Source organism: Yoonia sp. BS5-3 (assembly GCF_038069655.2).
Taxonomy (GTDB): domain Bacteria; phylum Pseudomonadota; class Alphaproteobacteria; order Rhodobacterales; family Rhodobacteraceae; genus Yoonia; species Yoonia phaeophyticola.
The window spans coordinates 497,360-513,526 of sequence record NZ_CP150951.2 but is presented as its reverse complement, the minus strand read 5'-3'; the positions used below and the strand labels follow the sequence as shown (position 1 = coordinate 513,526).

At 55.1% G+C, this 16,167-nt stretch carries 16 protein-coding genes and 1 pseudogene; 11 read left to right on the top strand and 6 right to left on the bottom strand.

Annotated features, from left to right (window positions below):
• Positions 1-173: 173 nt before the first annotated feature.
• The 4 genes from AABB29_RS02690 to AABB29_RS02675 all read right to left on the bottom strand — a co-directional run bounded on the left by AABB29_RS02690 (position 174) and on the right by AABB29_RS02675 (position 4,117).
• Positions 174-1,667: a malonyl-CoA synthase gene (locus AABB29_RS02690; protein ID WP_341368413.1), complete on the bottom strand. Its 1,494-nt coding sequence runs from the start codon at positions 1,665-1,667 to the stop codon at positions 174-176.
• Positions 1,664-2,962, bottom strand: a complete 1,299-nt coding sequence (locus tag AABB29_RS02685) for a malonyl-CoA decarboxylase domain-containing protein (protein WP_341368414.1) — start codon at positions 2,960-2,962, stop codon at positions 1,664-1,666. The genes AABB29_RS02690 and AABB29_RS02685 overlap by 4 nt, the downstream gene beginning before the upstream one ends.
• A gap of 82 nt (positions 2,963-3,044) precedes the next feature.
• Entirely contained in the window at positions 3,045-3,710 is a 666-nt protein-coding gene (locus tag AABB29_RS02680) for a GntR family transcriptional regulator (RefSeq protein ID WP_341368415.1), read from the bottom strand.
• Positions 3,711-3,730: 20 nt separating this feature from the next.
• Entirely contained in the window at positions 3,731-4,117 is a 387-nt protein-coding gene (locus tag AABB29_RS02675; protein WP_341368416.1) for a YciI family protein, read from the bottom strand.
• An 87-nt stretch (positions 4,118-4,204) separates the two neighbouring features.
• Between AABB29_RS02675 and AABB29_RS02670 the strand changes: the two genes are divergently transcribed.
• The 9 genes from AABB29_RS02670 (at position 4,205) to fnrL (ending at position 11,521) form a co-directional block, all read left to right on the top strand.
• On the top strand, positions 4,205-4,954 hold the full coding sequence (locus AABB29_RS02670) for a fumarylacetoacetate hydrolase family protein (protein ID WP_373636763.1): 750 nt from the start codon (positions 4,205-4,207) through the stop codon (positions 4,952-4,954).
• 130 nt (positions 4,955-5,084) lie between these two features.
• Positions 5,085-5,750, top strand: coding sequence for a malonic semialdehyde reductase (locus AABB29_RS02665; protein WP_341368418.1), 666 nt, complete (start codon positions 5,085-5,087; stop codon positions 5,748-5,750).
• Positions 5,751-5,761: 11 nt separating this feature from the next.
• On the top strand, positions 5,762-6,220 hold the full coding sequence (locus tag AABB29_RS02660; protein WP_341368419.1) for an OsmC family protein: 459 nt from the start codon (positions 5,762-5,764) through the stop codon (positions 6,218-6,220).
• Between the two features lie 46 nt (positions 6,221-6,266).
• Complete coding sequence (locus AABB29_RS02655) at positions 6,267-7,340, top strand: C4-dicarboxylate TRAP transporter substrate-binding protein (RefSeq protein ID WP_341368420.1); 1,074 nt, start codon at positions 6,267-6,269, stop codon at positions 7,338-7,340.
• Between the two features lie 31 nt (positions 7,341-7,371).
• Entirely contained in the window at positions 7,372-7,923 is a 552-nt protein-coding gene (locus AABB29_RS02650) for a TRAP transporter small permease subunit (protein WP_341368421.1), read from the top strand.
• Positions 7,920-9,224 carry a TRAP transporter large permease subunit gene (locus tag AABB29_RS02645; protein WP_341368422.1) on the top strand — a complete coding sequence of 435 codons (1,305 nt, stop codon included), beginning with the start codon at positions 7,920-7,922 and terminating at the stop codon, positions 9,222-9,224. Before AABB29_RS02650 ends, AABB29_RS02645 begins: the two co-directional genes overlap by 4 nt.
• 11 nt (positions 9,225-9,235) lie before the next feature.
• Positions 9,236-10,102 (top strand): dioxygenase, encoded by an 867-nt coding sequence (locus AABB29_RS02640; protein ID WP_341368423.1) that lies wholly within the window; start codon positions 9,236-9,238, stop codon positions 10,100-10,102.
• A 92-nt stretch (positions 10,103-10,194) separates the two neighbouring features.
• Positions 10,195-10,710 carry a gluconokinase gene (locus tag AABB29_RS02635; protein ID WP_341368424.1) on the top strand — a complete coding sequence of 172 codons (516 nt, stop codon included), beginning with the start codon at positions 10,195-10,197 and terminating at the stop codon, positions 10,708-10,710.
• A 91-nt stretch (positions 10,711-10,801) separates the two neighbouring features.
• Entirely contained in the window at positions 10,802-11,521 is a 720-nt protein-coding gene (fnrL, locus tag AABB29_RS02630) for a transcriptional regulator FnrL (RefSeq protein WP_341368425.1), read from the top strand.
• A 37-nt stretch (positions 11,522-11,558) separates the two neighbouring features.
• On the opposite strand, the gene AABB29_RS02625 is transcribed toward fnrL, so the two are convergent.
• Both AABB29_RS02625 and AABB29_RS02620 read right to left on the bottom strand, forming a co-directional pair.
• Positions 11,559-12,392, bottom strand: coding sequence for a universal stress protein (locus tag AABB29_RS02625; protein ID WP_341368426.1), 834 nt, complete (start codon positions 12,390-12,392; stop codon positions 11,559-11,561).
• 155 nt (positions 12,393-12,547) lie between these two features.
• Positions 12,548-13,555: a hypothetical protein gene (locus AABB29_RS02620; protein ID WP_341368427.1), complete on the bottom strand. Its 1,008-nt coding sequence runs from the start codon at positions 13,553-13,555 to the stop codon at positions 12,548-12,550.
• Between the two features lie 232 nt (positions 13,556-13,787).
• On the opposite strand from AABB29_RS02620, the pseudogene ccoN reads away from it, so the two are divergent.
• Together ccoN and ccoO are read left to right on the top strand one after the other, a co-directional pair.
• A pseudogene (gene ccoN, locus AABB29_RS02615) lies at positions 13,788-15,382 on the top strand (cytochrome-c oxidase, cbb3-type subunit I).
• A 14-nt stretch (positions 15,383-15,396) separates the two neighbouring features.
• Positions 15,397-16,158 (top strand): cytochrome-c oxidase, cbb3-type subunit II, encoded by a 762-nt coding sequence (gene ccoO / locus AABB29_RS02610; RefSeq protein ID WP_341368428.1) that lies wholly within the window; start codon positions 15,397-15,399, stop codon positions 16,156-16,158.
• Positions 16,159-16,167: the final 9 nt, after the last annotated feature.

Below are 16,167 nucleotides of genomic sequence, written 5' to 3'. Positions count from 1 at the left end.
TGCCCCCTGCTCGAAAAACCGAACGGAATCCTAAAATGTCTTCTTAGGGTCTGAGTAACACAAACCCGTGATGCAAGCAACATTTTGGAAACAGTTGCTTGCTGCATGCCATATTTTGCATAAAAAATAACTGTTTGGGGCTATTTTCAATTTTGGGCTGAGCTTACCTAGCGTCAGCTTCCATATTCTTCGCGCAGGATGTTTTTCTGGACCTTACCCATGGTGTTTCTGGGAAGCGCTTCGCGAAAGATGTAGCGGCGGGGATGTTTGAACCGCGCCAGAAGTGGTTCAATCTGTCCGGCAATCGCTTGGTCATCAAGCGTTGCCCCAGCTTCGGGAATGATCGCTGCACAGACGCTTTCGCCGAAATCATCATGTTTGACACCGAACACGGCGCTTTCCAGCACACCCGCAACATCGTTGATCGCGTCTTCGATTTCCTTGGGATAGATGTTGTATCCACCGGAGATGATCAGGTCTTTTTGGCGGCCGACAATGCTGATCCGTCCGTCTTCTGCCGCAACACCCAGATCGCCAGTGATAAAGAACCCGTTTTCGCGCAGCTCTTCGCGGGTCTTTTCGGGCATATTCAGATAGCCCTGAAATACATTGTCCCCGCGCACTTCGATCATTCCAACTTCACCGGCTGGCTGCGACTTGCCAGTATCGGGGTCCGTGATAATCACTTCTGTGCCCGGCAAGGGGTAGCCGACAGTACCGGCAAGCCTGTCCCCGTCGTAGGGGTTGGAGGTGATCATGTTGGTTTCGGTCATCCCGTAACGCTCAAGAATACGGTGCCCTGTTTTGCCTTCGAATGCTGTATGCGTTTCGGCCAAAAGCGGCGCAGAGCCGGACACAAACAAACGCATATTGGCGCAAAGTGTCTTTGTCAGGCGCTCATCGTTCAGCAGGCGTGTGTAGAAGGTAGGCACACCCATCAGCGTGGTTGATTTCGGCAGCTGGGCGATCACCTCATCGACTGAAAATGCAGCCATGAACCGAACGCTGGCACCTGCGAGTAGGCTGGTATTCATCGCGACGAAAAGTCCATGCGTATGAAAGATCGGTAGGGCGTGGACCAGCCGGTCTTGGTCTGTAATCGCCCATAGATCGGTCAGCGACCGCGCATTAGAAAGCAGGTTCTTATGCGACAGCATCGCCCCCTTTGAGCGGCCCGTTGTCCCAGATGTATAAAGGAGTGCCGCAAGATCGTTGGGGTCGCGGTCAGCTGTGTCAAAGCGATCGGGGGCGTCATCGGCTTGCGTGGCCAGGCTGCCGGTGCCGTCGCTACCGATGGTCAGAATCGCGGCATCAAATTTGTCTTTGAACTGGTCCGCGTCTTTGGCATCGCAAACAATCAGGCGGGGTGCGGCATCACCGGCGAAATAGCTTAGCTCGGCTTCGGTATAAGCCGTATTCAGAGGCAAATAGACCGCGCCGGTTTGAATGGCAGCGCCATACAGGGCGATAACATCCGCGACCTTTGGGGCCTGAACCAGGATCCGATCACCGGGCTGAACCCCTGCATTTGTCACAACATGTGCAAGCTGCGCGACGCGGCGGACAAAGCCGCCATAGCTCAGCGTGCTTCCATCATCACAATCAAGAAAGGTTTGTTCATTATCGGCATGCGGTGCAATGAGCGCATCATAAAGTGTATTGGTCACGCCGTCGGTTCCTTGGTCTTTGTTTGTATTTGGGCCGTCGAAAGGGCCTGCACGGCCCGCGAGGCTGTCACGGTTGCCTCTGTTGCAAAGGCTTCGTGATTACGTTCCGTCTGCCCCAGATTGTAAAGGTAATTTACCATCGCGCCAGCCGATTGCGCGATGCCCTTGGGCGATGTGTCCGCCCCTGCATGCAGATCGTGTATTTCCGCGCCGTTGCCCAGATGGAAACGGGCAACCGGGTCTTTCGGCAACCCGTCCCCACGCTTGGCTTGCACCAAATAGCGGGCAGTGATCGCGCGTAAATCTTCTGGGGGCAGCGCGCCATCGAGCGCCGCTTGCGCTGCGCCACCTAAGTCTGGATCGTCCACTTGTGTTTCCAGCCAACGCCTCAGCCCGGGAATAGGCGACAGCGTCACGAAGCTTTCCAATTCGGGGCATTCGAGGGAAAGTTCGCTCACAACTTGCTTGATCAACAGATTACCAAAGCTGATCCCGGTAAGCCCTTTTTGACAATTTGAGATCGAATAGAATACCGCAACCTTCGCCTGATCGGCATCCAATGGTTCACGTTCTTCCGATAAAACATGATCGATTGATCCGGGGATTGTTTCGGTCAGCGCGACCTCGACAAAAATCAATGGCTCATCAGGCATAGCGGGGTGAAAAAACGCAAAACAGCGGCGATCAGGCGGATAAAGCCTGCGGCGCAGATCATCCCAATCGTTAATTTCATGTACCGCCTCATAGGCAACGATTTTGTCGAGGATACGCGCAGGGGTGTCCCAGCTGATCTGTTGCAGCACCAAAAAGCCGCGATTGAACCAGCTGCGCAGAAGATGCACGAAATCAATATTTGTCCGTGCCAAATCCGGGTTCGCCTTCAGGCGTTTCAACAGATCGACCCGCATCGCAACCAGTTCGGCCGTGGCGCCAACCGGTTGATTAAGACGGCGCAGCAGCTCTTGCCGTTTCGGCTCGGCGGCTTGGCAAAGTGATTTGAACAGCTCTGGCGTCGGGGTTTCGGCGTAATTGTTTGCCAGATCGGCAATATGCGCTGCGTCGATTTCCAGCTCTGTGTTCAGATAGCGGAAAAACGCGGTTTTTTCTTCTTCATCCAGCGTGGCATAGCGGGCCAGTACCGTTGAGGCCAGCCGCAGCCCCGATACTTCGCCTTCCGATGACAAAAGCGCGCCGCATAAGGCGAAAATGTCGCGCGTGTCGTCTTTGCCGCGCATCAAGCCGCGCCGGTCAAACAGCTGGGATAAGATATCTCCGAGGAAGCGATTGCGTCGCATCAAAATCACCTTCGTATCGGTCTGCGATTCAATAAATATCGATATTTTTTAAAAGAGTCTATTTAAATCGGCAAATAGGGTGCTAAATAGCCAGCTCGCGCGATAGATATTCACCCGTTAACCGGTAGTGACGCAGCAAGCTATCACAGGCCCGGTCCGCATCGCGTTGTACAGCAGCGTCCAGGATATCCTCATGTTCGGCGGACACGTCGCGCCCAGGATAGTTACTGCTGCGTGCCGCCAGATAGCGGTAGCGGATGTTCAGATCATATAGCTGAGCGCAAAACTTTTCGAGCATCGGCGAGCCGCTATTGGCCAGAAGAGCCATATGGAAGGTCTTGTGGGCCTCTTCGAACACGGCCACATCCTGACCGACGGCCTTTTTCATGTGGTGATGGGTGACAACTAAACGTTCTTCCCAAGCGGCATCCGCGTTTTCGATAGATTGGCGCAGGGCCAGACCTTCCAGATTGCAGCGCAAGGCCAGGATTTCATCGAAATTGGCACGATTGGCGGGGGCGGCGCGAAAGCCACGTTGGTCAATGCGTTCGACCAGCATATCGGATGTCAGAAGGCTCAGCGCTTCGCGTACCGGCGATGCGCCCGTGTTGAGCAGGCTGCGCAATTGCTCGATTTTCAGCTTCTGACCGGCAGGCAATGCCCCGGTCAGGATCATATCACGCAGGGAAAGATAGGCCGACCGCGTGGCGGACGTTTCCTTAACGGCGGTATCGTCAATCATATTCATGGCGCCTACCTTTGCATGGGTTAGCTGAGATTTACAGATTTTGTCGACAAGCCGACCGATAAGTTCAATGATCCTTCGTTTATCATCCAACGGCGCAGTGTGAAACTACGGGCGCCGCTTTTGTGCATTGGGTCATTTTCAGCAAGGGCGCGGGCGGCCGCAAGGCTGTCGGCGCGGTAAATGATCAATCCCATCCCTTGCATGTGATCACCCGTCTCGTCGGACATGGGGCCAGCAAAAGCCAGATGGCCCGATGCTTCAATCTGGGCTTGATAGGCCAGGTGATCAGGCAAAGCTGCTTTGACATCTTCAGGGGCGCCGGCTGGGGTACTTTGCACTGCATAAAGTTCGAGCGCCAAGGCACCACGCGATTTCGCATCTGATTTGTAGTCGGCCCAAGCAACCATATTTCCGCCCCATATAAAATATCGATATTTATTGACATTGAGCATTATTCTAGGCAGAAAAATATTGAACTGACAAGGATGACCAACGTGAAATATTTGGTAGGCAAAACAGAAAGCGGCACAGCAGTCTTCGCGATTGAGGGTGAAAAGGCGTGTAATTTGACGCAGTTAAACCCGGCGATTGGCGATGATCTTATGGGGCTTATCAACGCGCCTGAGTTGCTCGAATCGACTGCGGCCCAGATGAAGGATGCGCCGCGCGTTGACCTTGCATCGATCAGGCCGGCTTTGCCTGTGGCCAACCCGGGCACGATCATCTGTCTTGGTCTGAATTATACAGACCACATCAAAGAGGGCGGTTACGATATTCCTGATTATCCGGCGCTATTCATGCGCGGGAAGAACTCAATCATGGCAGCTGACGCCCCTTTGGTGCGCCCATCTTGTTCTGAAAAGCTGGATTATGAAGCCGAGTTGATGTTCATCGTCGGAAAAGGCGGCCGGCATATTTCCGAAGCGGACGCTTTGGATCATGTCTTTGGTTATACCGTATTCAACGATGGATCGGTCCGCGACTACCAGCGTAAGACGCATCAATGGACCCCCGGCAAGAACTTTGACAACACAGGTGCCATTGGCCCGGTTGTCGTAACGCCTGATGAGGTGCCAGCAGGTGCCAGCGGGTTGAAAATTGAAAGCCGCGTTGGCGACGAAATTCTGCAATCATCGAACACCGGCAATATGATTTGGTCTGTGGCCCAGACGATTGCCACGATTTCGGAATATACCACACTCGAACCCGGCGATTTGATCGCGATGGGCACCCCCCCGGCGTAGGTCACGCCAAAAAACCCAACCCACGCTGGCTGGTGCCGGGGGAAGTCGTCGAGATTGAAATCGAAGGTATCGGCATTTGTGCCAATCCGATTGTTGATGAAAAGGACATGCCTGCAGCGGTGGCGGCCGAATGAACGCGCCCACCGGAGAAGAGCTGGATGCCCTTCGCGCCAAGGCGCAGCAGGATCACCGTGATTTGCGCAGCCGGATCGGACGTTTGTCCGACGACGCGATTGATCTGATCCTGCGTGATGCGCGGTCTCATTATGCTTGGACAGACAAACCGATCCCAGATGGTTTGCTGGAAGAGCTGTATGAGATCACGATCAACGGCCCGACTAGCATGAATACGCTGCCAGCCCGGTTTGTGTTCGTCAAAACACCTGAGGGCAAAGAACGGCTGGCAAAATCGCTGAAACCGCAAAATGTGGGCAAGATGATGGGCGCTCCGGTCACTGCGATCATCGCGCATGATATGAATTTCTGGCATGAATTGCCGTTTTTGTTTCCGCATGATGACCGCAGGCATCTTTTTGATGGCAACCCCGCCTATTGCGAAGACACCGCCTACAGAAATGGAACCCTGCAAGGGGCCTATTTCATGATCGCCGCACGGGCCCTTGGCCTTGATGTGGGTGCAATGTCGGGCTTTTCGAACGCGATTGTCGATGAAGAGTTTTTTGCAGGCACTAGCCTCAAGTCAAACTTTCTGTGCAATATTGGATATGCTGACGAAACAGCATTGTTCCAGAAACTGCCGCGTTTTCCCTTCGAAAAGGTATGCAGTTTTGCGTAAGGAGTAACGGTATGGCTGTTAAGATGAAAACCGTTGTCACTTATCGGACGACGGCCACATGCCCAACCCACGCACGTACCGAAATCCCTGTGCGGGATCTGAATGTGGTCATCGACGAACCGCTGGAGCGGGGCGGCACCAATTTAGGCCCAACCCCGACCGAAACAGCGATGACCGCCCTGATCGCCTGCACCAATGTGATTGGGCATAAGAACGCAAAGCGCTTGGGTGTTGATCTGGGCGAGGTCACCATTGACGCAAATGCCAAATTCGATCGTCGCGGCGTTCTCATGGAGGAAGAGATCGACGTGCCGTTCCCGGCAATCACCCTAACCGTCAAATGTGCCACCGCAGCCAGCCAAGAGGAACTGGATGAAGTGGGACGCGAGACGGCCAAATATTGCGCCATCGCAAAATTGTTCGAGGCTGCTGGAACCGAGCTGACAGTGGATTGGGTCAAGACCGAATAAACGACATCAAAGAGGCGGGAGGCCTCATTCTTTGGGAGGAGAAAACATGAAAAATTGGACAAAACGCACCCTGATGGGGGCGACACTTGCCACGTTGACGGCTGTGCCGGTAGCTGCGCAAGAAAGCATCTCGGCCGTCGTGATTGATGGCTATCCTGACCGCGCTTTGTGGGTCCGCGAATTTACCGACTTTTTTATTCCAGAAGTTGATCGCCGGTTGGCCGAGACCGGTAATTACGAAATGAACTGGCAGGAAAACTACGGTGGCTCTATCGTCAAGCCGCGGGGTGTGCTGGAAGGTGTGCAGCTGGGCCTTGGTGATATCGGGATTGTCACCACGATCTTCCATTCCTCGAAACTGCCCAGCCAGGGCCTGGCTGGCGCAACGCCATTTGTATCCTCTGATGCGCGCGCGGTTGCGCAGGCGGTTGACGAAATCGCCCGCGAATTCCCTGCAATGCAGAACGAATTTGAGGCGCAAAACCAGGTCTATCTGGCGACCGGTGTTGTGCTCGACAGCTACCAGATGTTCTGCTCGAGCGAAGTGAACACAACGGCTGACCTCGAAGGCCTGAAGGTTGCGGGCGCTGGTCTGAACCTGCGTTATCTGGAAGGCATCCAGGATGCCGCTGGTGTGCGTGGCGGTTTGACCGACTTCTACAACATGCTGCAAACCGGTCTGGCCGATTGCGGTATGCTCTGGCCCGAAGCCGCAGCGACATTCAAAATCTCTGAGGTTGCGCCTTATATGCTGCGTACGGATTTCGGCGCTGTGAATTCCAAGACTGTCACAGTGAACGCTGACTACTGGGCCAGCCTGCCTGATGAGGTGAAAGAGGTTCTGCAAGCAGTTGCAATCGACTACCGCGATCACCTTGCCGGGATCGCGATGGATCGGGCGGCCGAGGCCGAAGCGGCCTATGTTGATGCTGGCGGTACCATTGTTGATGTGTCGGCAGATGACCGTGCGGCTTGGGCAGCGGCGATGCCAAATATCGCGCAAGAGCTGGCAACAACACTGAACGAAGCTGGTGAGCCCGGGACAGAAATGGTCGCGGCCTATCTGACCAAACTCGAGGATGCTGGTTTCGCGCCAGTGCGCGACTGGGCGTCCGAGTAACCGACTGAAGACCTGAGGGAGGACTGTCATCATGCTTAAGTCTGCTTTCGCAGGCCTCTCTCGGGTTGCGAATATACTTGCGATCTCGACCAATGCGCTGGGCACACTTGTTGTGCTTGGTCTGGTCGTGGTCCTGAATGTTGATGTGGTGGCGCGCGGGGTTTTCAGCGCGCCACTGAAAGGGGCGTATGAGATCGTGCAGTTCTCGGTCGTGCTGATCGTTTTCTTGCAGCTGCCCGATGTTGTGCGGGTTGACAGACTGACCCGCTCAGATGGTTTTTTGACCGTTATTGGGAAAAAACGCCCAGGCGTGGCGGCCAATATGCGCCGGATCATCAATGCGTTATCGGCCATCTTCATGGGGCTGATTGCCGATGTCACCTTCCCTGAGTTTCTGCATATGTGGGACACCCAAGACTATTTCGGTGTGCCCGGTGTCTTCACCCTTCCGTGGTGGCCCGTCAAATTGGTGATCACGGTCGGCGCAGCACTTTCTTGTCTGATTTTCGTGATCAAAGTGATCTCGGCGCAGGACCGCCCACAGCTTGTTCGGACGCCTGAACATGATGAGGCCGCAACATGACCCCGATTGAGATTGGCCTGATCTCGGTCGTTGCTATCGTCTTTCTGATCTACTCTGGGGTCTATATCCCCATCGCATTGGGCATGGTGTCCTTCGTGTCCATCTGGTTGATGCGGGACAACTTCACGCTGGCGCTGAACCTGCTGAAGATCGCCGTGGGCGATTCAGCGATGGAATACAGTTTCGCGACCATCCCGCTTTTCACCTTTATGGGGCTTATCGTGTCCAAAGCCGGGCTGGGCAGGGACATTTACGAGGTCATGACCATGCGGTTTCGCAAGGTCAAAGGCGGGATCGGTATGGCAACTGTTGGGGCCAATGCGGTCTTTGCGGCGGTGACCGGTTCGTCCATCGCGTCGGCCTCGGTCTTTACCAAGGTTTCGGTGCCGCAGATGATGGCGCAGGATTACAACCCGCGCTTTGCTGTTGGGGTTGTCGCCGGGTCCTCGGTTTTGGGCATGATCATCCCGCCCTCTGCGATGTTGATTATCTATTCCTTCGTAGCCGAACAATCGGTTGGGGACATGTTCCTTGCAGGTGTGATCCCGGGGATCATGCTGGCTATCGCCTATGTCGCAGCGATCTGGTTCATGGGGCGTTACACGCCAGGTTTTGTTGGCGGGCGTGTCGTGCAAGACACCGAATGGATGAGCCCACGTGAAGTTGCCTCAAAAACCCTGCCAACACTGGGATTGATCGTGATCGTTCTGGGCGGGATTTACACCGGATGGCTGACGGCGGTTGAGGCCGGGGCGGCAGGCGCACTTGTCGCGCTGGTCATCGCGGCGATCCGCAAATCAATGACGCTGAAAACCTTTTGGGAGGCCTTGCTGGAAACAGGCCATATCACAGCGGCGATCCTGTTCTTGATCACAGCGGCGTCGATTTACAGCCGGATGCTTGGCCTTGCTGGGTTGCCGAACCAGTTGCAAGACCTGCTTGTGGGCAATGATGCGTCTTTCTGGCGGATCATGATCCTCTACGTCCTCTTGATGCTGTTCTTGGGAACGCTGCTTGATACGGCTTCGATCATCTTGATTGTTGTTCCGCTATTCCTGCCCTTGGCCGAATCCTTGGACATGTCATTGATCTGGTTCGGGATTATCACGGTGGTCGGGGCCGAGATCGGCCTGTTGACGCCGCCGCTTGGGATATCCTGTTTCGTGATCAAATCGACCATCAATGATGATCGGATCAGCCTGAAGGATGTGTTCATGGGCGCGCTGCCCTTTGCCTTCGTGATGCTGATCATCCTGTTCATTCTGATCGAATTCCCGATCCTCAGCCTCGCACTCATCTAGGGAAATCCGGTATGCGCAATGTGACCAAAGATAATATCACCGATGTTTTCATGGGCTATATGTCCAAGGACATGAACCCGCGTATGCGCGAGGTCATGGGATCGCTCGTGCAGCATCTGCATGATTTCGCGCGCGAGACGAAACTGACCCATGATGAATGGCGCCAAGGTATTGCCTTCCTCGAAGGCTGCGCTGCCGTTGAAACAGAAGACCGGCATGAATTCGTGCTGACCTCCGATGTGCTTGGGCTGTCGTCGCTCGTGGATATGCTGCATTCGCGCAATGACGCGACTTCCTCATCTGTGCTGGGGCCGTTCCATGTGTCCGGGGCACCGCCCTTGGCTTATGGCGGGGATATGAAACGGCACTATGGCGGGCCGATCCTGCTGGCCGAAGGCACTATTCGCGATATCGATGGAAACCCGATCCCGGGGGCTGTGATTGATATCTGGCAGACGGCGCCAAACGGGCTTTATGCCAGTCAGGATGATGAGCAGGACACGTTTTCATTCCATGGGCTGATGACAGTTGGGGATGACGGGCGCTATGCCTTCACCACGGTCAAGCCGGTTGAGTACACAGTGCCATCAGACGGGCCGGTCGGGGACATTCTGCGGGCTTGTGGGCGGCACCCCTGGCGACCGTCGCACCTGCATTACATCGTAACTGCGCCGGGCTATCGCAGCCTGGTGACCGAAATTTTCCCCGATGATGACCCCTATCTTGATCAGGATACGGTCTTTGGGGTGCGCGATGATCTGGTGATGACCTATGTGGAAAAGCCCGCGTCTGCCTTCCCCGAAGGGATGGAATTGTCAGGGCAGGTGAATGATCCATTCCTGCATGTGGAATTTGACGTCAAACTCGCCCCTGAATAGACCGGCATTCGGATTGGCAACTTGGCGTGGGCAGGGCTGGTATCTGGCCAGCGCGCCGCTTAGGTTGCTCAAAACTGCAGATGGATGGTGGAATGAGCGCTGAAGGTAGTGCGGTGACACGAAATTTCGTGATCATGGGGGTGTCCGGCTGCGGGAAATCTTCCATTGGTGCGGCTTTTGCCCAAGCAACGGGGGCGGTGTTCATGGATGGGGATGATCTGCATCCACAATCGAACATCGCAAAAATGGCGGCAGGCGAGGCGCTTGATGACGATGATCGGGCGCCATGGCTGGCATCGGTTGGCAAGTGTTTTGCAGATCATGATGGGGCCTTGGTGGTTGGGTGCTCGGCTCTAAAGCGGTCTTATCGGGATGTCATCCGCGCGCATGCGCGCGGGCAGGTGACGTTTTTGCATCTGTCTGGCAGCCGGGCGGTGATCGCTGATCGGATGTCAGCGCGATCTGACCATTTCATGCCTTTGTCCCTACTCGACAGCCAGTTTGCTGCGCTTGAGCCACTTGGTGCAGATGAAAACGCAGTCACCGTTGATATCGACCAAGCACCAGAGATGATTGTAAGAGAACTGTTGGGGCAGGTGGCCCTCTAGAAGTCGTTAACCAAGCCGTGACAATTTTTCGTATAGATCGCGTAGATAGCTTGGTTTAGGCTAAGCTTGATCGTCAAGAAGGGATCACCCGATGAACATGGTCGTCTCGCAACCCAACTCCTGCGCTGACTGCCCTATTCGTCACAGCGCGGTTTGCTCAAAATGCGAGCCGGATGAATTGGTTCAACTGGAACAGATCAAATACTATCGGACCTATGCGGCCGGTCAGACGGTTTTCTTTTCAGGGGATTCGCTTGAATTTGTGGCCTCTATCGTCTCGGGCGTCTCTAGTCTAACCCGGACCATGCCTGATGGGCGGGTGCAGATGGTGGGGCTGCTTTTACCCGGCGATTTTATGGGACGACCGAACCGCGAGACGATCGAATGCGACGTCATGGCCGAGACCGAGGTGAAGCTATGCTGCTTCCGGCGCAAGCCTTTTGAGGCGATGTTGGAGGCGACCCCGCATCTGGGCCAACGGCTGTTGCAAATGACGCTGGATGAACTTGACGCTGCACGCGAATGGATGCTGGTGCTGGGGCGGAAGACGGCGCGCGAAAAAATTGCTTCGCTACTCTACATGATTGCTGTGCGGATGCAGTCGCTTAACCCAAACGGGGCGGCCAAGGCGGAATTCACCCTGCCGATTACACGTGAAACCATGGCCAATTATCTTGGGTTGACCATCGAAACGGTCAGCCGACAAATGTCGGCGCTCAGGAAAGAGGGGCTGATCGCCTTCCAGGACCGCCGTGATATCACCGTCCCAGATCTCGAGGCACTTAAGGCCGAGACAGGCGAAGACGCATAGACTGTGTTTCTATGGCCGGATGAAGACGCCCCCCCCGTTAACGCGACATCAAAATCGGCCTGTCCGCCTGCTCTAGCAGATTGCGGGTTGCACCGCCAAAAACAGCTTCGCGCAGACGGGAATGTCCATAGGCGCCGCAAACAATCATATTCGCGTCAACTTCATCGGCTCGGCGTAGCAGCATGTTGCCAATTTGCGGTTCCGTTTTGGCAAGCACGATTATGTCGGCCTTGGTGCCATGACGCATCAGATATTGGGCCATTGCTCCGCCCGGGTCTGAGCGGTCTGCCGCATGGAGGGGCGGATCAATGATGCAGATATCAGCGACATCGGCCTGCTTAAGAAGTGGTACGGCCGCCCGCGCCGCCGCCAAGGCCTCGGCGCCATCATTCCAACCCATCAGCACATGCCCACCGGGGGCGGGGGCTTTGCAGCCTTTGGGGATCATCAGAACTGGACGTTCCGCTGAAAACAGGCACGCTTCAACCAAAGCGGCCGCTTCTGGGTTTTTTTGATAGGGGCGGGGCAAGACAACAAGATCGGAGAACCGCAATTTCCGCGCAAGATATCCGGTCAAAGCAGGTCCCTGCACTGTTGCGGACTGAGTGGACCAACGGATGATTTCGCCATGCATGCGGTCCTGCAGCCACTGCTCTAGCTTTTTGCGTTGTTCTATTGCGCAGCGCGTTTGCTCCGCGACCATAACAGCCTCGGCGCCAAGGTAGTAATTATTGGTTTCAGTATGGCTGATGGTCACAACATAGATATCCAGATGGGCATCCATCCGGTCTGCAAGTGTAATCGCGGCATCAAGCCCTTCGGTAGATTGGTCTGTATCAGTCAGAATTGTCGCAATGATCCTATAAGCCATCTGATCGGCCTTCCCCATATTCGATTGAACCTGTGGGGGCGATCGTTCGCGCAAAACCGCTCCTTGGCCCGACTATGCCGGATTTTAGGAGCGGGGGTCTTGATCTAGGTCAAATAGGCGGGTGACCTTCGTCGGGTGAAACCGATGATGTGGTCCTAAGAGCCGGGCGGCAACTTCGGCTTGTTTTTGTCATTAAGGTTGGTCCAGAGATTTTTCAGAGCGTCGAACTTTGCGGTCGGATTTTGTATCTGATCGATCTCTGACGGTGTGAGTTCTGCTACTGGTTCTTCCGTGCCAACCGGCGGCGTTGGGGGCGTTGTAACCAATTCCTCGTCTTGCTCTACTTGCGCGGTCCCGCGGCTTTCTGCAGTGCCTTCTGTTTCCACGACGGTTTCTAAAACTTCAGCTTCCTCGGTGCGAACGGGCGCGGGTTCTTCTGTCGTTGCCAGTTGGGGCATGTCAAACCGAGCGCGCAAGGCTTGATGAATGTCTTGATCTTCCTCTTCCCGATAGTCCTTGTCCAAGTGGTATTCATTCATCCCTATGAACCGGCCCTCTACACTCACCTTTTGCGGTATCACGTCGCCAAATTCCAATCGGCCTTGCCATTCGGTTTCAGTCATAAAATGCTCTAACCGTAACATAAGCGGGACATCTTCAGTAATCTTTGCAAGGGCGGATAGGTCTATTTTGCTAAGATCCTCTGCGTTAAACAGCGCTACCACAACTTCTGTCGGCTCGTATTTGAGCGTGGCAGGAACGGTGGTCGCAGATTGCGATCTGCTGGTCTGTTTAACCATCGTATCGGTTGTCTTGTCATAAACATAGTGTGTCGCTTTTGGCGGTTCCAAATCAGCACTACGGCCATTGGTAGCCGACCTATCGTATTCGCTGGCCAATTGGTAAATCTGGTCTTGTGTCGGGATTTTGCCTTTCGCCTCATCAATCGGCGATTTCGGGTTTCCAAAATAGTCCATGGCGAGCTTGACTGGGTCCGCTGGTCGGGTTCTGTCGGCAGCCTCCATCCGAGGGGGTGGTGCATCACGGGTGTTTGCATTGGTGTTGGGCTGCCCTGTGCGCCCCGGAATTGGTTGCTCTTCCAGTCGCGGTGCCTCTGGATTCGGTACGCCGCGGTTCGGGTTTACTCTTGGGATATCGCCCATCTGTTCATCCTTTCATCTGTGGTTGGGAAAACCATAGCGCCCGCCAAGAGCCCCGCTGTCTCATTCAGGACAGCATCTGCTTCTTTTCGTCGCGCGGCTCATGAGGCAATCGAAACAAGCCTGCCGCTCTTGATCCACATCAAAGATGCCCAGGCAAAGACAGCCCATAAGCAGGATCAAGATAGAGCTGTCGGACCCTGCATGGGGTGCGACCAACGTAAGGGGATCTCTGATGGGGAACTATTTTAAGCTGATCGCGCTGGGGTGCATCGCGCTCTTCGCGGCGATTGGCGCAAATTGGGGACGCGATACGGCCTATATCGTCCATGCGATGATCATTCTGGGCGTGTCGGGCTATATGTTCATCCGGGTGCTGCGCAGCATCGATGAACCGGTCAAACCTACACCTGACGGGTATATGGATGATGTCGTAAGGGCCGGGGTCATTGCTACCGGGTTTTGGGGTGTCATCGGCTTTCTGGTTGGGGTGGTCATCGCCTTCCAGCTGGCCTTTCCGGCGCTCAATTTCGAAGTCCTGCAACCTTACGGCAATTTCGGACGACTGCGGCCGCTGCATACGTCAGCGGTGATTTTTGCATTCGGGGGGAACGCCCTGATCATGTCGTCTTTTTATATCGTGCAACGCACCTGCGGGGCACGGTTGTGGGGGGTAACCTGGCGTGGTTTGTGTTTTGGGGGTACAACTTGTTTATTGTTCTCGCCGCGACAGGCTACCTTCTCGGGGCAACGCAATCCAAAGAATACGCAGAGCCTGAATGGTATGTGGACCTGTGGTTGACCATCGTCTGGGTGGCGTTTTTGCTGGTATATCTTGGGACGATCTTCAAGCGGACCGAACGGCACATCTATGTGGCCAACTGGTTCCTTTTGTCCTTCATCATCACGGTGGCGATGCTGCATATCGTCAATAACATCTCGATCCCCGTGTCGATCTGGGGCAGCAAATCCGTGCAAATCTTTAGCGGCGTGCAGGATGCCATGACGCAATGGTGGTATGGGCATAATGCGGTGGGTTTCTTCCTGACCGCCGGCTTCCTGGGGATGATGTACTATTTCGTGCCCAAGCAGGCCGGGCGGCCGGTTTACAGCTATAAACTATCTATCATTCACTTCTGGGCACTGATCTTCCTCTATATCTGGGCGGGCCCGCACCATTTGCATTACACTGCTTTGCCTGATTGGGCCTCGACCCTTGGGATGGTGTTCTCAATCATCCTGTGGATGCCCAGCTGGGGCGGTATGATCAACGGTCTGATGACCCTGCAAGGGGCCTGGGACAAGCTGCGCACCGATCCGATCATTCGGATGATGGTGATCAGTCTGGCCTTCTACGGCATGTCCACATTTGAAGGACCGATGATGTCGATCCGGGCGGTCAACAGTCTGTCACACTACACCGATTGGACCATAGGGCACGTGCATTCAGGTGCGCTGGGCTGGAACGGCATGATCACATTCTCTGCCCTCTACTTCCTGACACCAAAACTGTGGGGGCGGGCGCAGATGTATTCCTTGAGCGCAATCAACTGGCACTTCTGGTTGGCCACGATCGGCATCATTCTCTACGCGGCCTCGATGTGGGTGACCGGGATAATGGAAGGCCTGATGTGGCGGGAAGTCGACGCCAACGGATTCCTGGTGAACAGCTTTGCCGACACCGTATCCGCAAAATTCCCAATGTATGTGGTCCGTGGACTGGGCGGGGTTCTGTATCTCGGGGGCGCGCTGATCATGGCCTGGAATATGTTCATGACTATTCGCGGCGGTGCCAGGGTTGCGGCCCCGGTTGGCGTCCCGGCTGAATAAAGGAGGGCTGAGACATGTCTGATACAACACCAAATAGTGGGCCAGCCAAAGGCTTCCTTGCCAGACACGCCATCCTGGAACGGAGCCCGACGTTATTGCTGGTTTCGTCTTTGCTGGTCGTGAGCATCGGCGGGATTGTTGAGATCGCACCCCTCTTCTGGCTTGAGAACACAATTGAAGAGGTCGAAGGGGTAAGGCCATATTCCCCGCTCGAGCTGGCGGGGCGCGACATCTACATCCGCGAAGGATGCTATGTCTGCCACAGCCAAATGATCCGACCCATGCGGGACGAGGTCGAACGCTACGGGCATTATTCATTGGCCGCGGAATCGATGTATGACCACCCGCATCAATGGGGGTCCAAGCGGACTGGACCTGATCTTGCCCGGGTTGGCGGCAAATATTCCGATGACTGGCATGTCGATCACTTGGTCCGGCCGCAATCGGTCGTGCCTGAATCGATCATGCCCGGCTATGCCTATTTGCTCGATACGAGGGTGAACGCCGAATATACGGCCGATCTTGTGGCAACGCATCGCTTTGTGGGTGTGCCCTATACCGATGAAATGATCGAGGTCGCGGCGTCTGATGTCATCGCGCAGGCTGATCCGGATACGGATGCCTATGATGACCTGCTCGAACGCTACCCGGGCGCACAGATCCGCAATTTTGACGGGCAGCCCGGTGTCTCCGAGATGGATGCACTGATCGCCTATATGCAGATGCTGGGCACGACAGTCGATTTCTCGACCTTCACCCCTGATGCAAGCCGTTAAGGAGAGCTG

Excerpts from the sequence above, each read along its gene's own strand:
- AABB29_RS02685 (WP_341368414.1), bottom strand. The coding sequence starts at position 2,962 with ATGCGACGCAATCGCTTCCTCGGAGATATCTTATCCCAGCTGTTTGAC.
- AABB29_RS02680 (WP_341368415.1), bottom strand. The coding sequence starts at position 3,710 with ATGAATATGATTGACGATACCGCCGTTAAGGAAACGTCCGCCACGCGG.
- AABB29_RS02675 (WP_341368416.1), bottom strand. The coding sequence starts at position 4,117 with ATGGTTGCTTGGGCCGACTACAAATCAGATGCGAAATCGCGTGGTGCC.
- AABB29_RS02665 (WP_341368418.1), top strand. The coding sequence starts at position 5,085 with ATGAACGCGCCCACCGGAGAAGAGCTGGATGCCCTTCGCGCCAAGGCG.
- AABB29_RS02660 (WP_341368419.1), top strand. The coding sequence starts at position 5,762 with ATGGCTGTTAAGATGAAAACCGTTGTCACTTATCGGACGACGGCCACA.
- AABB29_RS02655 (WP_341368420.1), top strand. The coding sequence starts at position 6,267 with ATGAAAAATTGGACAAAACGCACCCTGATGGGGGCGACACTTGCCACG.
- AABB29_RS02650 (WP_341368421.1), top strand. The coding sequence starts at position 7,372 with ATGCTTAAGTCTGCTTTCGCAGGCCTCTCTCGGGTTGCGAATATACTT.
- AABB29_RS02645 (WP_341368422.1), top strand. The coding sequence starts at position 7,920 with ATGACCCCGATTGAGATTGGCCTGATCTCGGTCGTTGCTATCGTCTTT.
- AABB29_RS02640 (WP_341368423.1), top strand. The coding sequence starts at position 9,236 with ATGCGCAATGTGACCAAAGATAATATCACCGATGTTTTCATGGGCTAT.
- AABB29_RS02635 (WP_341368424.1), top strand. The coding sequence starts at position 10,195 with ATGAGCGCTGAAGGTAGTGCGGTGACACGAAATTTCGTGATCATGGGG.
- fnrL (WP_341368425.1), top strand. The coding sequence starts at position 10,802 with ATGAACATGGTCGTCTCGCAACCCAACTCCTGCGCTGACTGCCCTATT.
- AABB29_RS02625 (WP_341368426.1), bottom strand. The coding sequence starts at position 12,392 with ATGGCTTATAGGATCATTGCGACAATTCTGACTGATACAGACCAATCT.
- AABB29_RS02620 (WP_341368427.1), bottom strand. The coding sequence starts at position 13,555 with ATGGGCGATATCCCAAGAGTAAACCCGAACCGCGGCGTACCGAATCCA.
- ccoO (WP_341368428.1), top strand. The coding sequence starts at position 15,397 with ATGTCTGATACAACACCAAATAGTGGGCCAGCCAAAGGCTTCCTTGCC.